Below are 16,272 nucleotides of genomic sequence, written 5' to 3'. Positions count from 1 at the left end.
CGTGTCGCCGAATCTAGAACGACTGCGCGCGCCGCGAAAGGAGCGCCGCAGCACGCCGGGCCGCGCGCCGGCGCTCAGTGCGCCGCGCTGCGCGAGAACACCTGGATCACCACCACGCCGGCGACGATCAGCGCGATGCCGACGATCGCGCCCGCGTCGAGCGCCTGCCGATGGAACGCCCAGCCGAGCACGGCGATCAGCGCCACGCCGACGCCGGACCAGATCGCGTAGGCGACGCCGATCGGCAGCGTGCGCAGCACCAGCGAGAGGAAGTAGAACGCGGTGCCGTAGCCGACGATCACCAGCAGCGAGGGCAGCGGGCGCGTGAAGCCCTCGGTGAGCTTCAGCGCCGTGGTGGCGACGACCTCGGCGAGAATCGCGACGGCGAGGTACAGATAGCCCATCGCGCGCTCGGCGTCAGTCGAGCACGATGCCGGCCAGCCGCCGCAACGCCTCGGCGTACTTCGCCGCGGTGCCGTCGATGACCGCGCGCGGCAGGATCGGGCCCGGCGCCTGCTTGTTCCAGTCCAGCGTTTCCAGGTAGTCGCGCACGAACTGCTTGTCGTAGCTCGGCGGGCTGGTGCCGACCTGGTAGTCCTCGGCCGGCCAGAAGCGCGAGGAATCGGGCGTCAGCATCTCGTCCATCACGTACAGGCGGCCGTCCGCGTCGGTACCGAACTCGAGCTTGGTGTCGGCGACCAGGATGCCGCGTCCGGCCGCGTAGTCGGCGGCGTGGCGGTAGATCGCCAACGTCGCCGCGCGCACCTGCTCGGCGAGGTCGGCGCCGATCGCCTCGACCACCGCGTCGAAGGAGATGTTCTCGTCGTGGGTGCCGACGGCCGCCTTGGTCGACGGCGTGAAGATCGGCTCGGGCAGCTTCTCCGCCTGGCGCAATCCGGCCGGCAGCCGGATGCCGCACAGCGTGCCGTTGGCCTGGTAGTCCTTCCAGCCGGAACCGATCAGATAGCCGCGCGCGATCGCTTCGACCGGCACCGGCTTCAGGCGCTTGGTGATCACGCTGCGCCGTTCGTACAGCGCCTCGTCGACGCCGGCCGGCAGCGCGTCCGCGATCGGCTTGCCGGTCAGGTGGTTGGGCATCAGCCCGGCGGTGCGCCCGAACCAGAAGTTCGAGATCTGCGTCAGCATCTCGCCCTTGCCCGGAATCGGATCGGGCAGCACGACGTCGAACGCCGACAACCGGTCGCTGGCGACGATCAGCAGTTCGTCCGCGCCGAGCGCGTAGACGTCGCGCACCTTGCCGCGGTGGAGCAAAGGCAGGCCGGGCAGGTTCGAATGCGAAAGGACGGTCGGCACGAAGGATTCCGGATCGAAAAAGCGGCCCGCGATTGTAACGGCGCGCGTGTAGCGGTGCGCGCGAAAGTTTTTGCCTCGCTTGCGGGTCCGAGCGGCGCCGCGGAGCGCTCTTGCTAGAATCCGCCGCCTTTGCCGCGGAACTCCTCATGCCGTTCGTCCGATCCGCCCACATCGCCGCTCGCGGTCGCGAGCCGATCCGATGAACGTCGCGGGCAAGCTCGTCGGCGGGATCCTCGGCCTGCTGCTGTTCCGCAACTGGATCGGCGTGCTGATCGGCGTCACGCTCGGCCACTTCTACGACACCGCCGTGGCGCGCCTGCGTCCGCCGTCGATGGGGCGCGGCTTCCTCGAACCGCTGTTCGCCTTCGCCGGCGCGCTGTCCAAGTCCGACGGCCGCGTCTCCGAATCGGAGATCGCCGCCGCCGAGGCGCTGATCGCACGCCTGCGGCTCGACGCCGAGCAGCGCCGTGTCGCGATCGAGCGCTTCAACGCCGGCAAGCAGGCCGGTTTCGACGTCGATCCGGCGATCGGCGGCCTCAGAACCTGGTGCAGCGGACGCCGCGACCTCGCCTTCATCGTGCTCGACCTGCTGCTCGATCTGGTCTACGCGGAAGGCTCGCCGGTCGACGCCAAGCTGGTGCTGGTGCGCAAGCTGTGCGCGGCACTCGGCGTCGGCGAGCACGAACTCGCCGCGCTGTCGGCGATGAAGGGCTACGCGCACGCGGCGCCGGGCGGGCGCGGCTACGGTCCGCGCGGGCCGTCGGCGCAACGGCCGTCCGACGTCGACCCCTACGCCGTGCTCGGCATCGAGCGCGCGGCGAACGATCGCGAAATCAAGCAGGCCTACCGGCGCCTGATGAGCCAGCACCATCCGGACAAGCTCGGCGACGTGCCGGAGGAATTGAAGCGCCGCGCCGAAGCGCGTGCGCGCGAGATCAACGCGGCCTACGAGCGCATCAAGAACGAGCGCGGGCTGAAGTAGCCGGCGCGGCGGCACGCCGGCCGTCCGGCATCCTCCTCTTTCCAGAAGCAGAATCGACCATGGCCAAGCAATCTCCCGTCATCGCCCCTTCGATCCTGTCGGCGAATTTCGCCGCGCTCGGCGCGGAAGTCGACGCCGTGCTGGCGGCCGGCGCGCAGTGGGTGCACTTCGACGTGATGGACAACCACTACGTGCCGAACCTGACCATCGGCCCGCTGGTCTGCGAGGCGCTGCGCAAGCACGGCGTGAGCGCGCCGATCGACGTACACCTGATGGTCAAGCCGGTCGACCGCATCGTGCCGGACTTCGCCAAGGCCGGCGCGACGCACATCAGCTTCCATCCCGAGGCGACCGAGCACGTCGACCGCACGATCCAGCTGATCAAGGATTGCGGCTGCACGGCCGGCCTGGTCTTCAATCCGGCCACGCCGCTCGCCTATCTCGACTACGTGATGGACAAGATCGACCTGGTCCTGCTGATGAGCGTGAATCCCGGCTTCGGCGGGCAAAGCTTCATTCCGTCCGCGCTCGGCAAGCTGCGCGAGGTGCGCGAGCGCATCGACCGCAGCGGCCGCGCGATCCGCCTGCAGATCGACGGCGGCGTGAAGCCGGACAACATCGCCGAGATCGCGCGCGCCGGCGCCGACACCTTCGTCGCCGGCTCGGCGATCTTCAACGAGAAGGACTATCGCGCGGTGATCGCGAAGATGCTTTCCGCCGTCGCCACCTGAGTCTTCGGCGGCGGGCGCGACGCGCTCACGCCGCCTTGCGTCCGAGCACGACGCCGAGTGCGGCCAGCACGCGATCGACGTTGTGCGGCGCGCTGCCGGCGCCCATCAGGCCGATGCGCCAGATCTTGCCGGCCAGCTCGCCGAGACCGGCGCCGATCTCGATGCCGTGCTCGTCGAGCAGGCGGCGGCGCACGGCGGCCTCGTCGACGCCGTCCGGCACCTCGACCGCGTTCAGCTGCGGCAGGCGCGCGCGCTCCTCGACGAACAGCCGCAGATCCAGCGCCGCCAGTCCGTCGCGCAGGCGCAGATGATTGGCGCGATGACGCGCCCAGGCTGCTTCGAGACCTTCCTCGCGCAGCATCAGCAGCGCCTCGTGCAGCGCGTACAGCATGTTGATCGGCGCGGTGTGGTGATAGGCGCGCGCGCCGCTGCCCTGCCAGTAGTTGATGACCAGGCCGAGATCGAGAAACCAGCTCTGCACCGGTGTCTTGCGTGCCTTCAGCGCGGCGACCGCGGCCTCGCCGAACGACAGCGGCGACAGTCCCGGCGGCGCGGCCAGGCACTTCTGCGAGCCGGAATAGATCGCGTCCGCGCCCCAGCCGTCGACGTCGACGTCGATGCCGCCGAGGCTGGTCACCGCGTCGACGATGCTGAGCGCGCCGTGCTCGCGCGCGAGCTTGCACAGCGCGGCCGCGTCCGAGACCGCGCCGGTCGAGGTCTCCGCGTGCACGAAGGCGAGCGCCTTCGCGCCGGGATTGGCCTTCAGCGCCGCCTCGACCTTGTCCGGATCGATCGGCCGCCCGAACGGGTCGGCGACCATCACCGCCTGCGCGCCGATGCGTATCACGTTCTCGCGCATGCGCCCGCCGAACACGCCGTTCTGGCAGACGATCACGGTGTCGCCCGGCTCGATCAGGTTGACGAACGCGGCTTCCATGCCGGCCGAGCCCGGTGCGGAGACCGGCAAGGTCACGGCATTGGCGGTGCGGAACGCGTAGCGCAGCAGCTCCTTGCACTCGTCCATCATGCCGATGAAGGCCGGATCGAGATGCCCGATCGTCGGCCGCGCCAGCGCGTCGAGGATGCGCTGCGGCACCGGCGAGGGACCGGGACCGAGCAGCAGGCGGGAAGGCGGCTGGAAGCTCTGCAACGACGACATCGCGGGGACTCCTGATCGGGAGGACGGCACGCCGGCGCCGGCGCGAATCGGGATCATCGCACGTCGCCGCAGTGCAGCATCGATAGATTCCGCACTGGGTCACGTTTTCCGCCCATGGGTAGATTTTTCTTAACGGGAGCCAAACAACTTCGAAAAAATCCTTTGCTAAGGTCCGCCCCTCACACGCTCGCCGCCACGGCTGGCGACGTACCGAAACAGCCGTAGCGGGAAGCCTGCCTCATGCCAATCCAGCGGATGAAGTCCTTGTTTTTGCTCGCTGTTTTGGCTGCCCCCTGCAGTTCCGCCCTCGCCAGTCCGATGGTCGACATCACCCTCGACAACTGGGAGATGAACCGTCTGGACACGCTGGCCGTGCCTGCTCCGGCGATTTCCGCCACACCGGCGCCGCTGGCTGGCACGTCCGTCGCCACGCCGGCCACGTCGACGCATGCGGCCGTCGAGCCGAAGGCGCCGAAGGCCGGCGGCCTGCGCAGCCTGCTCGCCGACTTCGCCATGACCCTGCGCGACATCCGCTACCGCCGCGGCGGCAGCGAGCCGTCGACCGGCTTCGACTGCAGCGGCTTCGTGCGCTACGTGTACAAGCACGCGCTCGGCAAGGAGCTGCCGCAGAACTCCGCCAGCCAGTACCAGACCGGCACGCAAATCGCGCGCAACGAGATGAAGACCGGCGACCTGGTGTTCTTCCGCATCAAGGGCAAGCGCATCTCGCACGTCGGCATCTACCTCGGCGAAGGCCGCTTCATCCACGCCCCGTCGACCGGCAAGCGCATCAGCGTCAGCGAACTGAACGAAGGCTACTGGGCCAAGCGCTTCGTCGGCGCGAAGCGTCCGAACGTCCTTTCCTGATCGGCGCCTTTTCTCGGCACCAGCTCCCGATCGGCGTCCGCTGACGGACGCCACCGCACCGAAAGCGCATATCGTCATGGCCGCACGGACGGCCGGACGTCCGTTCCACGGCTTCGCGCGGGCGCCTAGAATCGGCGGATGACGCCGCGCATCGCCTTCCTGTCCGCCGCCCTGCTCTGTCTTACCGCCTGCACGGCGACGGCGCCGAGGTCCGCTTCGACCTTGCACGGCGATCCGGCGCATCCGGAGGCGACCACGAACTGGGTGCGCACCGAACTGTATTTCGGCCTCGGCCCGGCCGATGCCGCGAACGCCGGCGCCGGCGAATCGCGCTGGCGCGAATTCCTCGACCACGAAGTCTCCACGCGGTTCCCCGACGGCCTCAGCGTCTACGACGTCTATGGCCAATGGCGCGATCGCGGCGCCGCCGAGCCGGAACGGCTGCGCTCGAAAGTGCTTCTGCTGCTGTACCCGGACACGCCGCAGCATCGCGCCGACGTCGAAGCGATCCGCGCGGCGTGGAAGCGCGCGAGCGGCGATGCGTCCGTGTTGCGCGTGACGCAACCGGCCGACGTGTCGTTCTAGTGCGATCGTCCTTGATCGCCACGGTCTTGCGAATCGCCGCCTTGCCGACAAGGGCGATGGCTGAGGTTCGTCTACTCGCGGCCATTCATGGCCGCACTTCTGATGAACTCGAGCGATCGTCCTTGATCGCTGCGATCTGGCGAATCGCCGCCTTGCCGACACGGGCGATGACTGCGGCTCGTCTACCCGCGGCCATCCATGGCCGCACTTCTCATAACAGCCTGTGAGCAAACGCGCATGACTTCGACAGCGGCGACGCGCAAGTTCAACTCCGGCGACGTCAACGGCTTCCTCGGCCTGGTCGTCGACAACCTCTCGATCCTCGCCTTCATCGCCGGCGCGCTGATCGGCATCTTCCAGTTCCCGGCCGAGATCGTGTTCCAGCGCATGTTCCCCGGCACCGCGTTCGGCGTGCTGATCGGCAACGTGATCTACACCTGGATGGCGCGCCGGCTGGCGCGGCGCGAAGGGCGCGAGGACGTCACCGCGATGCCGCTCGGCCTCGACGCGCCGACCAGCATCGGCATGGCCCTGCTCGTGCTCGGCCCCGCCTTCGTCTCCTACAAGCAGGCCGGACTCGACGAGCACGCCGCGGCGATCGCCACCTGGCAGCTCGGCATGGCCGCGCTGGTCGTGATGGGCGTACTGAAGTTCGTGCTGTCGTTCTTCGGCGCCGCCGTGCAGCGGCACGTGCCGCGCGCCGGCCTGCTCGGCTCGATTGCCGGCATCGCCCTGGTGCTGATGGGCTTCCTGCCGCTGGTGGAGATCCTGCGCGTGCCGATCGTCGGCTTCGCCGGCCTCGGCATCGTGCTCTACGCGCTGGTCGCGCACGGCCGGCTGCCGTTCGGCCTGCCCGGCGTGCTCGTCGCGGTGCTGGTCGGCGCCCTGCTCTACTTCGGCCTCGGCCCGACCGGCGCGCTCGGCTCGGGCTACCAGCCGCCGCATGCCTGGCAATGGCGCTTCGCACTGCCGTGGCCGAATCTCGGCTTCCTCGACGGCTTGCCGCTGACGGTGCCGTACCTGCCGCTGCTGCTGCCGTTCGGCCTGCTGATGGTGGTCGGCGGCATCAACGTCAACGAGAGCGCGCGCGCCGCCGGCGACGACTACCCGACCCGCGACATCCTGCTCACCGAAGCGTTCTCGACCCTGGTCGCCGGCGTCTGCGGCGGCGTCGCGCAGACCACGCCGTACATCGGCCAACCGGCGTACAAGGCGATGGGGGCGCGCAGCGCCTACACCTTGGCCACGGGACTGTTCATCGGCATCGGCGGCGTGCTCGGCTACGTCTCCGGCCTGGTCGAACTGCTGCCGCTCGCGGTGCTCGCGCCGATCCTGGTGTTCGTCGCGATCAGCATCACCACGCAGGCGTTCGAGGCCACGCCGCAGCGCTACGCGGCCGCGGTCGTGTTCAGTTTCTTCCCGCCGATCGCGCGCCTGCTGGCGATCAAGCTCGGCGACCCGAACGTGGTCGCGCCCGATCATTTCGGTACGCTGATGACGCAAGCCGGCCACGGCCTGCCGGAACTGGCCGTGCTGGTCGCGCTCGGCAACGGCTTCATCATCACCTCGATGATCTGGGCCAGCTTCGTCGTCGCACTGATCGACGCGCGCCTGCGCGATGCGGCACTGATCCTGGTGCTCGGTGCCGCGCTGACCGCGTTCGGCGTCATCCACTCGGTCGAGCCGAGCGGCAGCATCTACCTGCCGTGGACGCTCGGCGGACGCGCGGCCGAGGTCGCCTGGCAGTTCGCCGCCGCGTATGCCGTGCTCGCGGTGCTGATCGGTGCGTTGTCGCTGCAGCGATACGCGGCGGCGAGCGCCGGCAAGCGCTCGCACGGAATGTCCCGCGAGTAGAATCCTTCACCGCCCCACGCCGCAACGAGGCAAACCGCGATGCACCTGCGCGAACTCGGCCGTTCCGGCCTCCATGTCCCGCCGCTCGCGCTCGGCGGCAACGTGTTCGGCTGGAGCATCGACGAAACGGCGTCGTTCACCGTGCTCGACGCGTTCGTCGACGCGGGATTCCGCCTGATCGACACCGCCGACGCCTACTCCGCCTGGGTGCCCGGCAATCGCGGCGGCGAATCGGAAACGATCATCGGCCGCTGGCTGAAGCGGAGCGGCAAGCGCGATCGCGTCGTGCTTGCGACCAAGGTCGGCAAGTGGCTGCCGCGCAAGGGATTGGCGCCGGACACCATCGCCGCCGCGGTCGAGGAATCGCTGCGACGCCTGCAGACCGACTGCATCGATCTGTACCAGGCGCACGCCGACGACCCCTCGGTGCCGCTGGCCGACACGCTCGGCGCGTTCGCGCGCCTGATCGAGCAGGGCAAGGTGCGCGCGATCGGCGCCTCCAACTACGACGCCGCGCGCTTCGCCGAAGCGCTCGCGGTCAGCGCCGAGCACGACCTGCCGCGCTACGAAACGCTGCAACCCGAATACAGCCTGGTCGCGCGCAAGGGCTACGAGAGCGAACTCGAACCGCTGGTGCGCAAGGAACACGTCGGCGTGATCGGCTACTACTCGCTGGCCAGCGGATTCCTGACCGGCAAATACCGCAGCGAAGCCGACCTCGGCAAGAGCGCCGCGCGTGCCGCCGCGGTCGGCAAGTACCTCAACGGCCATGGCCTGCGCGTGCTCGCCGCGCTCGACGACGTCGCCGCGCGACACTCGGCGACGCCGGCGCAGGTCGCGCTGGCCTGGCTGATCGCGCGCCCCGGCGTCAGCGCGCCGATCGCCAGTGCGACCAGCGTCGCGCAGATGCAGGAACTGGCCGGCGCGGTGAAGCTGAAACTGTCCGACGACGACGTCGAGCAGCTCGATCTCGCCAGCGCGTGAAACCTAGCCGGCTTTGCGTCCGATGAAGCGGTAGTACGGCACGCGGCCCAACGGCAGGTACGGCACCGGCGCGCGCGCCTCGACGACCTCGTGCGGCGGCAAGGCGCGGCGCAGAGTCGTCAGATGCTCCGCGTCGAGACGCACGCCGTCGTGGCGGAACCAGGCCGGCCAGAACGCACGCGTCAACGCCGAGTGGCGGGTTGCGTCGGCGAACTCGGAGCGCGCCGGCGAGACGTAGAAGTCCACCACGCCGAGCACGCCGCCCGGCTTCAGCATCGCGATCGCGTTGGCGATCGCGCCGCGCCAGTCCGGAATCATCGTCAGCGCGTAGGAGAAGAACACGCAGTCCACCGGCTGCGCCGGGCGATACGTCGTCGCATCGGCCTCGACCGCGTGCAGTTGCGGAACGCGCTGCGCGCGCTCGCGCGCCTGCGCCAGCAACGGGCGGCACAGATCGACGACCTCGAAGCGCTCGATGCGCGCCAGGCGATCGCCGAAGAACTCGGCGTTGCGGCCGGTGCCGCCGCCGAGTTCGACCACGTGCGCGCGCTCGGGCAGCGGCAGACTGCCGATCAGCTCGGCGCGGCCGGCGAGCAGGCGCTCGCGGAAACGGTCGTAATGCTGCGACTGCGGCCCGTAGAACGCGCCGAGCGCATCCGCGTGCGAGGCCGCGCGCGGCATGCCGCGCAGCAGGCGCGCGAGCACCGCGGCGTCGTTGCGCAGCGCCTCAAGCCGGGACATCGGCGATCACGAAACCGGCATAGGTGTGCACGCGATCCTGCGGCTGCAGCGCGTCGGCGACCTCGTCCATGAAGCGGAACGCCTCGCGCAGCCGTCGCTGGTCGGGGCCGATGCGGATCGCGTCGAGATAGGCCGGCCGCGCGTGCGCGCTGCGCAGCAGGATGCGCGCGCCGGGCGCCGCGCGGAGGCGGATCGCTTCCCATTCCTCGACCAGCGCCTCGGGATGGTAGGAACTCATCCAGTCCATATGGTCGAGCAGCACGAAGCGCGAGATCGGTTCCTCGTGCGCGTGCAGGAACTCGGTCACCGTCGTGGTGTGCGGCACGATGCGGTCGACCAGACCGCTCTTCAGCCGCTCGAAGTTCGCTTCCTTCAGGTACTCCGGGCAACAGTCGCGGCGATAGCGGCCGGTCATGTAGACGTGCCAGAAATAATTGTCGGCCAGCGGCAGCTGGCGGAACACGTACTGCACCGCGTGGCGGATGAAGCCGGACACGCCGCCGTCGTGCTGCGCCTCGACCAGCTTGCGTTGCGGATACGGCACGCCGAGCAGGCTCATCACGAACTGGCGCGAGATGACCCAGTTGACCGACTTGCTCCACAACTGCGGCGCGATGCGCGCGTCGTAGATCGCCTGCTGCTCGGCGACGTTGCGCGCGCCGAGCAGGTCGTTCATCGCCACGCGCAGGCGCGGGCGCGTCGCGAAGTAGGCACGCACGCCGCGCGCGACCAGGCCGGACAGGCCATGGAAATAGAAGCTGCCGCGCCGGCTGGTGAACCAGCTCGCGTGCTTGTCCCACCATTCCTGCGCGAACGGCGACAGCTCGGCGCGCAGATGATCGCGATACAGATCGGCGAAGCGCGCGTGGAATCCCTCGCCGAAGATCGCGAAGTAGTCGTCGAAGCCGAGCGTGCGGATGCCGGCGATCTTCAGCTCGAGCAGCGCGTTCTGGCGCGGATTGGCGTCGACCGCGTGGATCACGCGCGGCGCCTGCAAGGCGTAGTCGAGCGCGTTGCAGCCGGCACTGGTGATGACCAGCACGCTGTCGTCGGCACCCAGCGCGAGCGCCTTGCGGTCCACCGCCGGGTCTTCCCAGCAGGTGTTGTAGACGAGGCTGCGCGAGTAGATCGCGTCGAAGATCTTCTGGTCGAGCTTGTCGCGCAGGTTCGGTGTCGACATCGGGCTGGCTTCGCTGGTTGGCTTCAATGGAGACGTGCGGTCGAGACGGCCGCGAGACGGATCGGCGGCACTCGCGATCGCACCGCTCAGAGGCGATCGCGCACGGTCGTGCCCCAGTCGACGCTAGCGCTCCGAAATGACGCGCGTATTGCATGGGCGGCGCGACGCGCGGGCACGCGATGTCACGACCCTGCAACGCCGCAGCAACGCTATCGCGATCGGCGAATCGCACACTTGCGCCGGTTTCCTGCGGAGACACGTGATGACGCGAACGATGTTTCGCAGCGTTTTCATCTCGGACGTCCATCTCGGTCTGGCCGACTGCCAGGCCGGCTATCTGCTCGACTTCCTGCGCTCGGCGCAGTGCGAGCGTCTCTACCTCGTCGGCGACATCGTCGACCTGGAGAACCTCGAGAAGCAGCCGTACTGGCGCGACGAACACGGCGCCGTGCTGGCCGAGATCTTCGCCATCGCCGCGCGCGGCACCAAGGTGACCTACATCCCCGGCAACCACGACGCCGCGCTGCGCCGCTTCGCCGGACAGCGCTTCGGCGGCGTCGAGATCGCGCTGAACGCCGTGCACGTGGCTGCCGACGGCCGCCGCTACCGCGTCAGCCACGGCGACGAATTCGACGGCGGGCACGACGCGCCGGCCTGGCTGCTCAAGCTCGGCGACGCGCTGCAAGGCTTCATCTGCTCGGCCAGCCGGCGCTTCAACGCGCTGCGCCGACGCCTCGGCCTGGATTACCTGCCGCTGTCGATCCGCATCAAGCAGACGATCGGCCGCGCGCGGCGCTTCATCGAGGACTTCGAAAGGCGTGTCGCCGAACAGGCCCGCCACGACGGCTTCGACGGCCAAATCTGCGGCCACATCCACTACGGCCGCATCGTCGACCGCGGCGGCGTGCTCTACGTCAACGACGGCGACTGGGTCGAGCATTGCACCGCGCTGGTCGAGCACCACGACGGCGCGCTCGAACTCCTGCACTGGACCGAGCAGCGCCGTTCGATCGCGCTGTGCCGCGCGGAAATGCCGGTGCCGGAAGCGTTGCCCGCGGCCGCCTAGGGCGCATCCGGAAGTCGTCTTCCTCCGCGGAAGCGGAGCGGCACGCGCGAGGCGGGAGCGGACATCCATGCGGATGACCCGTGGCAACATGGTTCGCGGAACGCGGACCGGTCGTCCGGAGAGGCTTGCCGTGGACGCCGCTTTCGCGGGCGCGTCGTCGGCAAGGGCCGCAGCGGCGCCAGGGCGCGGCACGGGTTGCGCACGCGGCGTATCATGCGCGTTTTCCCGTTCGGACTCCGTCATGTCGCTCACCCCCGCCACGCGCGCGCGCATCGAAGCGCTGCTCGCCAGCCATCCCGTCGTCCTGTTCATGAAGGGCTCGCGCCACGCGCCGCAATGCGGCTTCTCCGCCGCCGCCGCGGACCGCCTGAACGCGCTGCTCGACGACTACGCGACGGTGGACGTGCTCGCCGACGAGGAGATCCGCGCCGGCATCAAGGAATTCGGCAACTGGCCGACGATCCCGCAGCTCTACGTCGGCGGCGAACTGGTCGGCGGCGCCGACATCGTGCAGTCGATGTTCGATTCGGGCGAACTGCATCGCGTGCTCGGCGTGCCGGAGCCGGATCGCACGCCGCCGACGGTGTCGATTTCCGACGCGGCGGTCGAGCGCATCCGCGGCGCGCTCGCCGACGCCGGCGAGGCAAAACTATTCCTGATCGTCGACGGCCGCTTCAATCCGCAGTTCCAGCTGCGCGAGGCCGGCGACAACGACATCGTCGTCGACGCCAACGGCCTGGAGATCCGCTTCGACGTCGCCAGTGCGCAGCGCGCGCGCGGCGCGACGATCGACTGGACGCGCACGCCGCACGGCGAGGGCCTGGCGATCTTCCTGCCGCAGGCACCGCAAGCGCTGAAGCCGATGAGCGTGCAGACGCTGAAGCAGCGTCTCGACGCCGGCGACGTCACGCTGATCGACGTGCGCCCCGAGCACGAGCGCGCGATCGCGAAGATCGCCGGCGCCGACGTGCTGACGCCGGACACGCACGCGCGCCTGACCGCGCTGCCGAAGGACACGCCGCTCGCCTTCATCTGCCATCACGGCATCTCCAGCCGCAACGCGGCCGAGCACTTCCGCGAACACGGCTTCACCAACCTGTGGAACGTCGAAGGCGGCATCGACGCCTGGGCGCTCGAGGTCGATCCGTCCGTCGCACGCTACTGAGATGGCCTCCGCCGACAACGACGACGCGACGGAAGTCGTGCAGCGTCTGTTCGATCTGATTCGCGCGGTGCCGGACTTCCCGCAGCCCGGCATCACGTTCCGCGACATCACGCCGCTCCTCGCCGATGCCGACGGCTTCGCGCACTGCATCGACCTGCTCGCCGAACCGTGGCGTGCGGCGAACGTGCAGGTGGTCTGCGCGATCGAATCGCGCGGCTTCATCTTCGGCGCCGCGCTGGCCGATCGGCTGCGCTGCGGTTTCGTGCCGCTGCGCAAGCCGGGCAAGCTGCCGCCGCCGGTGGTCGCGGCGGCGTATCGGCTCGAATACGGCAGCGATGCGCTCGAGGTGCGCGCCGACGCTCCGCACGACGGCCGGCGCGCACTGATCGTCGACGACGTGCTCGCCACCGGCGGCACGCTGGCCGCCGCGCGCTCGCTGGTCGAGAAAACCGGCATGCACGTGGTCGGCGCCGGCGTCCTGATCGAACTGACCACGCTGCCGGGCCGCACGCACTGGGGTGGCGACTTGCCGCTGCATGCGCTGTTGCGCTACTGAAGAAGCTCGGACGCGGATCAAAGCGCATTTCCGCGGATAGAGCCAAACTACGAAAGGTCTTTATCCGCGTCTATTTGCTTTGATCCGCGTCAAACGCTTTCGCTCTTCAGCGATCGCCGTCTTCCCGGTCGATTTCTTCCTCGAAGCGCAGGTGCTTCACGCTGCGCCCGTTGCGGCGCACGAGCTTAAGCGCCTCGATGCCAATCTTGATGTGCGCGTCGACGAAGTTCGCGGTGATCGCCTTGTCGCTGGCCTCGGTCTTGACGCCTTCGGGAATCATCGGCTGGTCGGACACCAGCAGCAGCGCGCCGGTCGGGATGTGATTGGCGAAGCCGGCGGCGAACACCGTCGCGGTCTCCATGTCAATCGCCATGCAGCGCGTCTTGCGCAGGTAGTCCTTGAACGCGACGTCGTGCTCCCACACGCGCCGGTTGGTGGTGTAGACGGTGCCGGTCCAGTAGTCGTGACCGAGGTCGCGGATCATCGTCGACACCGCGCGCTGCAGCTGGAACGCCGGCAGCGCCGGCACTTCGGGCAGCAGGTAGTCGTTCGAGGTGCCCTCGCCGCGGATCGCCGCGATCGGCAGCACCAGGTCGCCGAGCTGGTTCTTCTTCTTCAGCCCACCGCACTTGCCGAGGAACAACGCCGCCTTCGGCGTGACGCCCGAGAGCAGGTCCATCACCGTCGCCGCGTTCGGGCTGCCCATGCCGAAGTTGATCATGGTGATGCCGTCGGCGGTGGCGTTCGGCATCGGCCGGTCGCGTCCGCGTACCTCGACGCCGTGCCACTGAGCGAACAGCTCGACGTAGTGGCCGAAGTTGGTCAGCAGGATGTGTTCGCCGAATGCGTCCAGCGGCGAGCCGGTGTAGCGCGGCAGCCAGTTCTCAACGATGTCGCTCTTGTTCTTCATCCGTCGATTCAATGCCGGAATCGCCGTCGGCGCAAGCCCTCCTCTCCCCGGTCCGCGCTCGGCGCGGCCCGCCGCGGACTTCCGGCTCAGCCGTCGAAACCGTCAGCGAACAACCGGTCGGTGCATTCCGCCACCTGCGCCGGATCGACCACCACGTTGAACGACACGCCGCGCCCGAACGGCGCCGGCGAGCGCACCAGCCAGTGGCCGGCGATGCTGGACAGCGTCTCGTATTCGACCATGAAGTCCGCGTCGATCGCCCCGTCTTCGTACTGGTCACGCACCATCGTCACCTGCGGCCGCGCGCACGGCGTTCCGTCGAGCAGCGGATGGTCGATCACCTGCACGGAAGCACCGAGCATGGCCGGCGGCAGGCGGAACGCGTTCGGGCTCGGCGGCTGCGCGTAGACGTTGAATCCGGCGCCGACGTCCATGTCGGCGCCGTCGACGTTGCCGATGTTCCATCGCCCCGACGTGCCGCTGCCTGTCCAGATCACCGCGACCGGATGGTCGTGATAAGCGCCGTCGAGATTGAAGTCGTGGCGCACCAGCAGGATCTGCCCGGGCAGGCCGTTCGTCGCCGCGGAATCGATGCGCGTGCGCGCCGCCCCCGTGTTCGCCGCGGCGGCCACGTGCGTGAACACGGTTCCGCCGGGCGCCGGCGCGAATACGTGCCAGCGCTTTCCGGGCTGGATCGGCGCGGCGGTGTTCTCGTGATAGATCGTCCAGTGGCCGGCGAACAGACTGAACCACACGCCGAACCGTTCGTAGCTGTTGGGGATGCCGTCGGGATTGATGTGCGCGCGCGTCGCGAACAGGATCGCGCCGGGATCGGTCTCGTCGGCCAGGGTCGTGACGTGGTCGCCCGGGTTGCCGGTGTTGCCGGCGCTCGCGACGTGCGCGTAGGCGACGTCGCCGTATTCGTACGCGCCGATGTCGGCGCGCGCACCCTTGGTTCGGCGCAGGCCGTCGACGTCGAGCAGCGGCAGGCCGTTGTCGACGATGCCGTAGGCGAGCGTCGAGGCGTCCGCCGCGTCGATCGCCGGCGAGCCCGCGGCGGGACGCGGCCAGGTCGCGACGCCGAGCCCGGCCGGTGCCGTGATCGAATGCGACCCGAGCGCCGCCGCATTCGACGCCGCATTGATCAGGTTGTAGTCGTTGGTCACGGCGGCCGCAGCGGCATCGATCTGCAGACCCATCTCGTCGGCGACGACCAGGTTGTTCCAGACCAGGCCGGCGAAGCCCGGCGACGAGGACGACGTTGCTGGCACGACGCGAATGCCGGTCCGGCAGCGGTCCACCGTATTGTTCACCGCTTGCAGATCGAGCGTGCCGGCGGAACCCGAGAAGGACATCCCGCGCATCTGCCCACCGGCGACACAGTGGACCGCGTTCGAGTAGGCGCGCGCGTACAGCGCGCCGGCCGGATCGCCGGCGCGCTGCGTGAACGCGATGCCATCGGTGGATGTGGCGGCGAGCCGCACGTCGTTGCCGAACAGGCGCACGTAGCCGCCGGCGGAATCGCCCTGCGCGTCGACCAGGATGCCGGTTTTCTTCAGGTCGCCTTGCGCGTGCTCGATCCGGTTGAAGGCGGCGTAGGCGTCGAGCCGTGCGTCGACGCTCATCAGCTCGATCGACCCGCCGTACGCCGATGGATTGCCGGCGATGCGATTGCCGCTCAGGTTCGCCGTCACCGTGCCGCCTGCCGCCTGCACACGGATGGACACCGGTGCGGCCGGACTGGTCTGCGACAGATCGAGGTCGCTGAGATCGTAGGCGGCCGAACCCGTGCCGCCGTAGTGGACCGTCACGGAACCGTCGACCAGGTGCAGACCGCGCAAGGTCACCTCCACGTCACCGGCGGCGGCCGAGGCGACGGCGCGGATCGAGCGGCCCGGTGCGAAGCTCGGGCGATAGGTCGCGATCAGCGTCGTCGCCGGGATCAGCGCGATGCCGCGGTCGCCGAGGTCGACGTCCTCGTCCACCGGCGTGTTCGTCGCGATGCGCACCTGGTCGCCGGACGACGACGCGTCGACGCACGCCTGCAAAGTGCCGGCGCAGCTGGCCCCCGGCCAGTCCCGCACCACGCCGGCATGAGCCAGCGGCAGCGCGAGCAATCCGGCGACCCACACACCTACGCGGATACCCATGACCCACTCCCGTCGTTTGTTGCCGGAT

At 69.2% G+C, this 16,272-nt stretch carries 16 protein-coding genes; 9 read left to right on the top strand and 7 right to left on the bottom strand.

The annotated features are described in order from the left end of the window. Positions 1 to 74: 74 nt before the first annotated feature. Both J7520_RS04270 and J7520_RS04265 read right to left on the bottom strand, forming a co-directional pair. A complete protein-coding gene (locus tag J7520_RS04270) occupies positions 75 to 404 on the bottom strand; it encodes a multidrug efflux SMR transporter (protein ID WP_291184456.1) in 330 nt (109 codons plus the stop codon). Between the two features lie 13 nt (positions 405 to 417). Beyond that, entirely contained in the window at positions 418 to 1,314 is an 897-nt protein-coding gene (locus tag J7520_RS04265; protein WP_291184454.1) for a phosphoribosylaminoimidazolesuccinocarboxamide synthase, read from the bottom strand. Positions 1,315 to 1,513: 199 nt separating this feature from the next. Between J7520_RS04265 and djlA the strand changes: the two genes are divergently transcribed. Both djlA and rpe read left to right on the top strand, forming a co-directional pair. Continuing rightward, positions 1,514 to 2,296, top strand: coding sequence for a co-chaperone DjlA (gene djlA, locus J7520_RS04260; RefSeq protein WP_291184452.1), 783 nt, complete (start codon positions 1,514 to 1,516; stop codon positions 2,294 to 2,296). 59 nt (positions 2,297 to 2,355) lie between these two features. Continuing rightward, positions 2,356 to 3,027 (top strand): ribulose-phosphate 3-epimerase, encoded by a 672-nt coding sequence (gene rpe, locus J7520_RS04255; protein ID WP_291184449.1) that lies wholly within the window; start codon positions 2,356 to 2,358, stop codon positions 3,025 to 3,027. Positions 3,028 to 3,052: 25 nt separating this feature from the next. On the opposite strand, the gene J7520_RS04250 is transcribed toward rpe, so the two are convergent. Then, positions 3,053 to 4,186, bottom strand: coding sequence for an alanine--glyoxylate aminotransferase family protein (locus tag J7520_RS04250; protein ID WP_291184446.1), 1,134 nt, complete (start codon positions 4,184 to 4,186; stop codon positions 3,053 to 3,055). A gap of 318 nt (positions 4,187 to 4,504) precedes the next feature. On the opposite strand from J7520_RS04250, the gene J7520_RS04245 reads away from it, so the two are divergent. The 4 genes from J7520_RS04245 to J7520_RS04230 all read left to right on the top strand — a co-directional run bounded on the left by J7520_RS04245 (position 4,505) and on the right by J7520_RS04230 (position 8,476). After that, positions 4,505 to 5,053, top strand: a complete 549-nt coding sequence (locus tag J7520_RS04245) for a C40 family peptidase (RefSeq protein WP_291184443.1) — start codon at positions 4,505 to 4,507, stop codon at positions 5,051 to 5,053. A gap of 138 nt (positions 5,054 to 5,191) precedes the next feature. Next, on the top strand, positions 5,192 to 5,638 hold the full coding sequence (locus J7520_RS04240; RefSeq protein WP_291184441.1) for a DUF3574 domain-containing protein: 447 nt from the start codon (positions 5,192 to 5,194) through the stop codon (positions 5,636 to 5,638). A gap of 237 nt (positions 5,639 to 5,875) precedes the next feature. After that, a complete protein-coding gene (locus J7520_RS04235; RefSeq protein ID WP_291184438.1) occupies positions 5,876 to 7,492 on the top strand; it encodes a hypothetical protein in 1,617 nt (538 codons plus the stop codon). Positions 7,493 to 7,531: 39 nt separating this feature from the next. Continuing rightward, the gene (locus J7520_RS04230; RefSeq protein ID WP_291184435.1) at positions 7,532 to 8,476 is read left to right on the top strand and encodes an aldo/keto reductase; all 945 of its coding nucleotides are present in this window, start codon (positions 7,532 to 7,534) and stop codon (positions 8,474 to 8,476) included. A gap of 3 nt (positions 8,477 to 8,479) precedes the next feature. Here J7520_RS04230 and J7520_RS04225 read toward each other — a convergent pair whose 3' ends face one another. Further along, positions 8,480 to 9,217, bottom strand: coding sequence for a class I SAM-dependent methyltransferase (locus J7520_RS04225; RefSeq protein ID WP_291184432.1), 738 nt, complete (start codon positions 9,215 to 9,217; stop codon positions 8,480 to 8,482). Continuing rightward, positions 9,204 to 10,397, bottom strand: coding sequence for a BtaA family protein (locus J7520_RS04220; protein WP_291184430.1), 1,194 nt, complete (start codon positions 10,395 to 10,397; stop codon positions 9,204 to 9,206). The genes J7520_RS04225 and J7520_RS04220 overlap by 14 nt, the downstream gene beginning before the upstream one ends. 274 nt (positions 10,398 to 10,671) lie before the next feature. Between J7520_RS04220 and J7520_RS04215 the strand changes: the two genes are divergently transcribed. The 3 genes from J7520_RS04215 to J7520_RS04205 all read left to right on the top strand — a co-directional run bounded on the left by J7520_RS04215 (position 10,672) and on the right by J7520_RS04205 (position 13,184). Continuing rightward, complete coding sequence (locus J7520_RS04215) at positions 10,672 to 11,463, top strand: UDP-2,3-diacylglucosamine diphosphatase (protein ID WP_291184428.1); 792 nt, start codon at positions 10,672 to 10,674, stop codon at positions 11,461 to 11,463. A gap of 241 nt (positions 11,464 to 11,704) precedes the next feature. Beyond that, on the top strand, positions 11,705 to 12,628 hold the full coding sequence (grxD, locus tag J7520_RS04210; protein WP_291184424.1) for a Grx4 family monothiol glutaredoxin: 924 nt from the start codon (positions 11,705 to 11,707) through the stop codon (positions 12,626 to 12,628). 1 nt (position 12,629) lies between these two features. Next, positions 12,630 to 13,184: an adenine phosphoribosyltransferase gene (locus J7520_RS04205; RefSeq protein ID WP_291184422.1), complete on the top strand. Its 555-nt coding sequence runs from the start codon at positions 12,630 to 12,632 to the stop codon at positions 13,182 to 13,184. A gap of 106 nt (positions 13,185 to 13,290) precedes the next feature. Here J7520_RS04205 and J7520_RS04200 read toward each other — a convergent pair whose 3' ends face one another. Further along, the gene (locus tag J7520_RS04200) at positions 13,291 to 14,094 is read right to left on the bottom strand and encodes an AMP nucleosidase (protein ID WP_291184419.1); all 804 of its coding nucleotides are present in this window, start codon (positions 14,092 to 14,094) and stop codon (positions 13,291 to 13,293) included. Positions 14,095 to 14,180: 86 nt separating this feature from the next. Beyond that, positions 14,181 to 16,244: a choice-of-anchor Q domain-containing protein gene (locus J7520_RS04195; protein ID WP_291184416.1), complete on the bottom strand. Its 2,064-nt coding sequence runs from the start codon at positions 16,242 to 16,244 to the stop codon at positions 14,181 to 14,183. Positions 16,245 to 16,272: the final 28 nt, after the last annotated feature.

The sequence above is a fragment of the Dokdonella sp. genome, assembly GCF_017744955.1.
GTDB lineage: Bacteria > Pseudomonadota > Gammaproteobacteria > Xanthomonadales > Rhodanobacteraceae > Dokdonella_A.
The sequence above is the reverse complement of the archived record's forward strand: the minus strand, read 5'-3'. Positions and strand labels throughout refer to the sequence as shown.

Excerpts from the sequence above, each read along its gene's own strand:
- J7520_RS04270 (WP_291184456.1), bottom strand. The coding sequence starts at position 404 with ATGGGCTATCTGTACCTCGCCGTCGCGATTCTCGCCGAGGTCGTCGCC.
- djlA (WP_291184452.1), top strand. The coding sequence starts at position 1,514 with ATGAACGTCGCGGGCAAGCTCGTCGGCGGGATCCTCGGCCTGCTGCTG.
- rpe (WP_291184449.1), top strand. The coding sequence starts at position 2,356 with ATGGCCAAGCAATCTCCCGTCATCGCCCCTTCGATCCTGTCGGCGAAT.
- J7520_RS04250 (WP_291184446.1), bottom strand. The coding sequence starts at position 4,186 with ATGTCGTCGTTGCAGAGCTTCCAGCCGCCTTCCCGCCTGCTGCTCGGT.
- J7520_RS04245 (WP_291184443.1), top strand. The coding sequence starts at position 4,505 with ATGGTCGACATCACCCTCGACAACTGGGAGATGAACCGTCTGGACACG.
- J7520_RS04240 (WP_291184441.1), top strand. The coding sequence starts at position 5,192 with ATGACGCCGCGCATCGCCTTCCTGTCCGCCGCCCTGCTCTGTCTTACC.
- J7520_RS04235 (WP_291184438.1), top strand. The coding sequence starts at position 5,876 with ATGACTTCGACAGCGGCGACGCGCAAGTTCAACTCCGGCGACGTCAAC.
- J7520_RS04230 (WP_291184435.1), top strand. The coding sequence starts at position 7,532 with ATGCACCTGCGCGAACTCGGCCGTTCCGGCCTCCATGTCCCGCCGCTC.
- J7520_RS04225 (WP_291184432.1), bottom strand. The coding sequence starts at position 9,217 with ATGTCCCGGCTTGAGGCGCTGCGCAACGACGCCGCGGTGCTCGCGCGC.
- J7520_RS04220 (WP_291184430.1), bottom strand. The coding sequence starts at position 10,397 with ATGTCGACACCGAACCTGCGCGACAAGCTCGACCAGAAGATCTTCGAC.
- J7520_RS04215 (WP_291184428.1), top strand. The coding sequence starts at position 10,672 with ATGTTTCGCAGCGTTTTCATCTCGGACGTCCATCTCGGTCTGGCCGAC.
- grxD (WP_291184424.1), top strand. The coding sequence starts at position 11,705 with ATGTCGCTCACCCCCGCCACGCGCGCGCGCATCGAAGCGCTGCTCGCC.
- J7520_RS04205 (WP_291184422.1), top strand. The coding sequence starts at position 12,630 with ATGGCCTCCGCCGACAACGACGACGCGACGGAAGTCGTGCAGCGTCTG.
- J7520_RS04200 (WP_291184419.1), bottom strand. The coding sequence starts at position 14,094 with ATGAAGAACAAGAGCGACATCGTTGAGAACTGGCTGCCGCGCTACACC.
- J7520_RS04195 (WP_291184416.1), bottom strand. The coding sequence starts at position 16,244 with ATGGGTATCCGCGTAGGTGTGTGGGTCGCCGGATTGCTCGCGCTGCCG.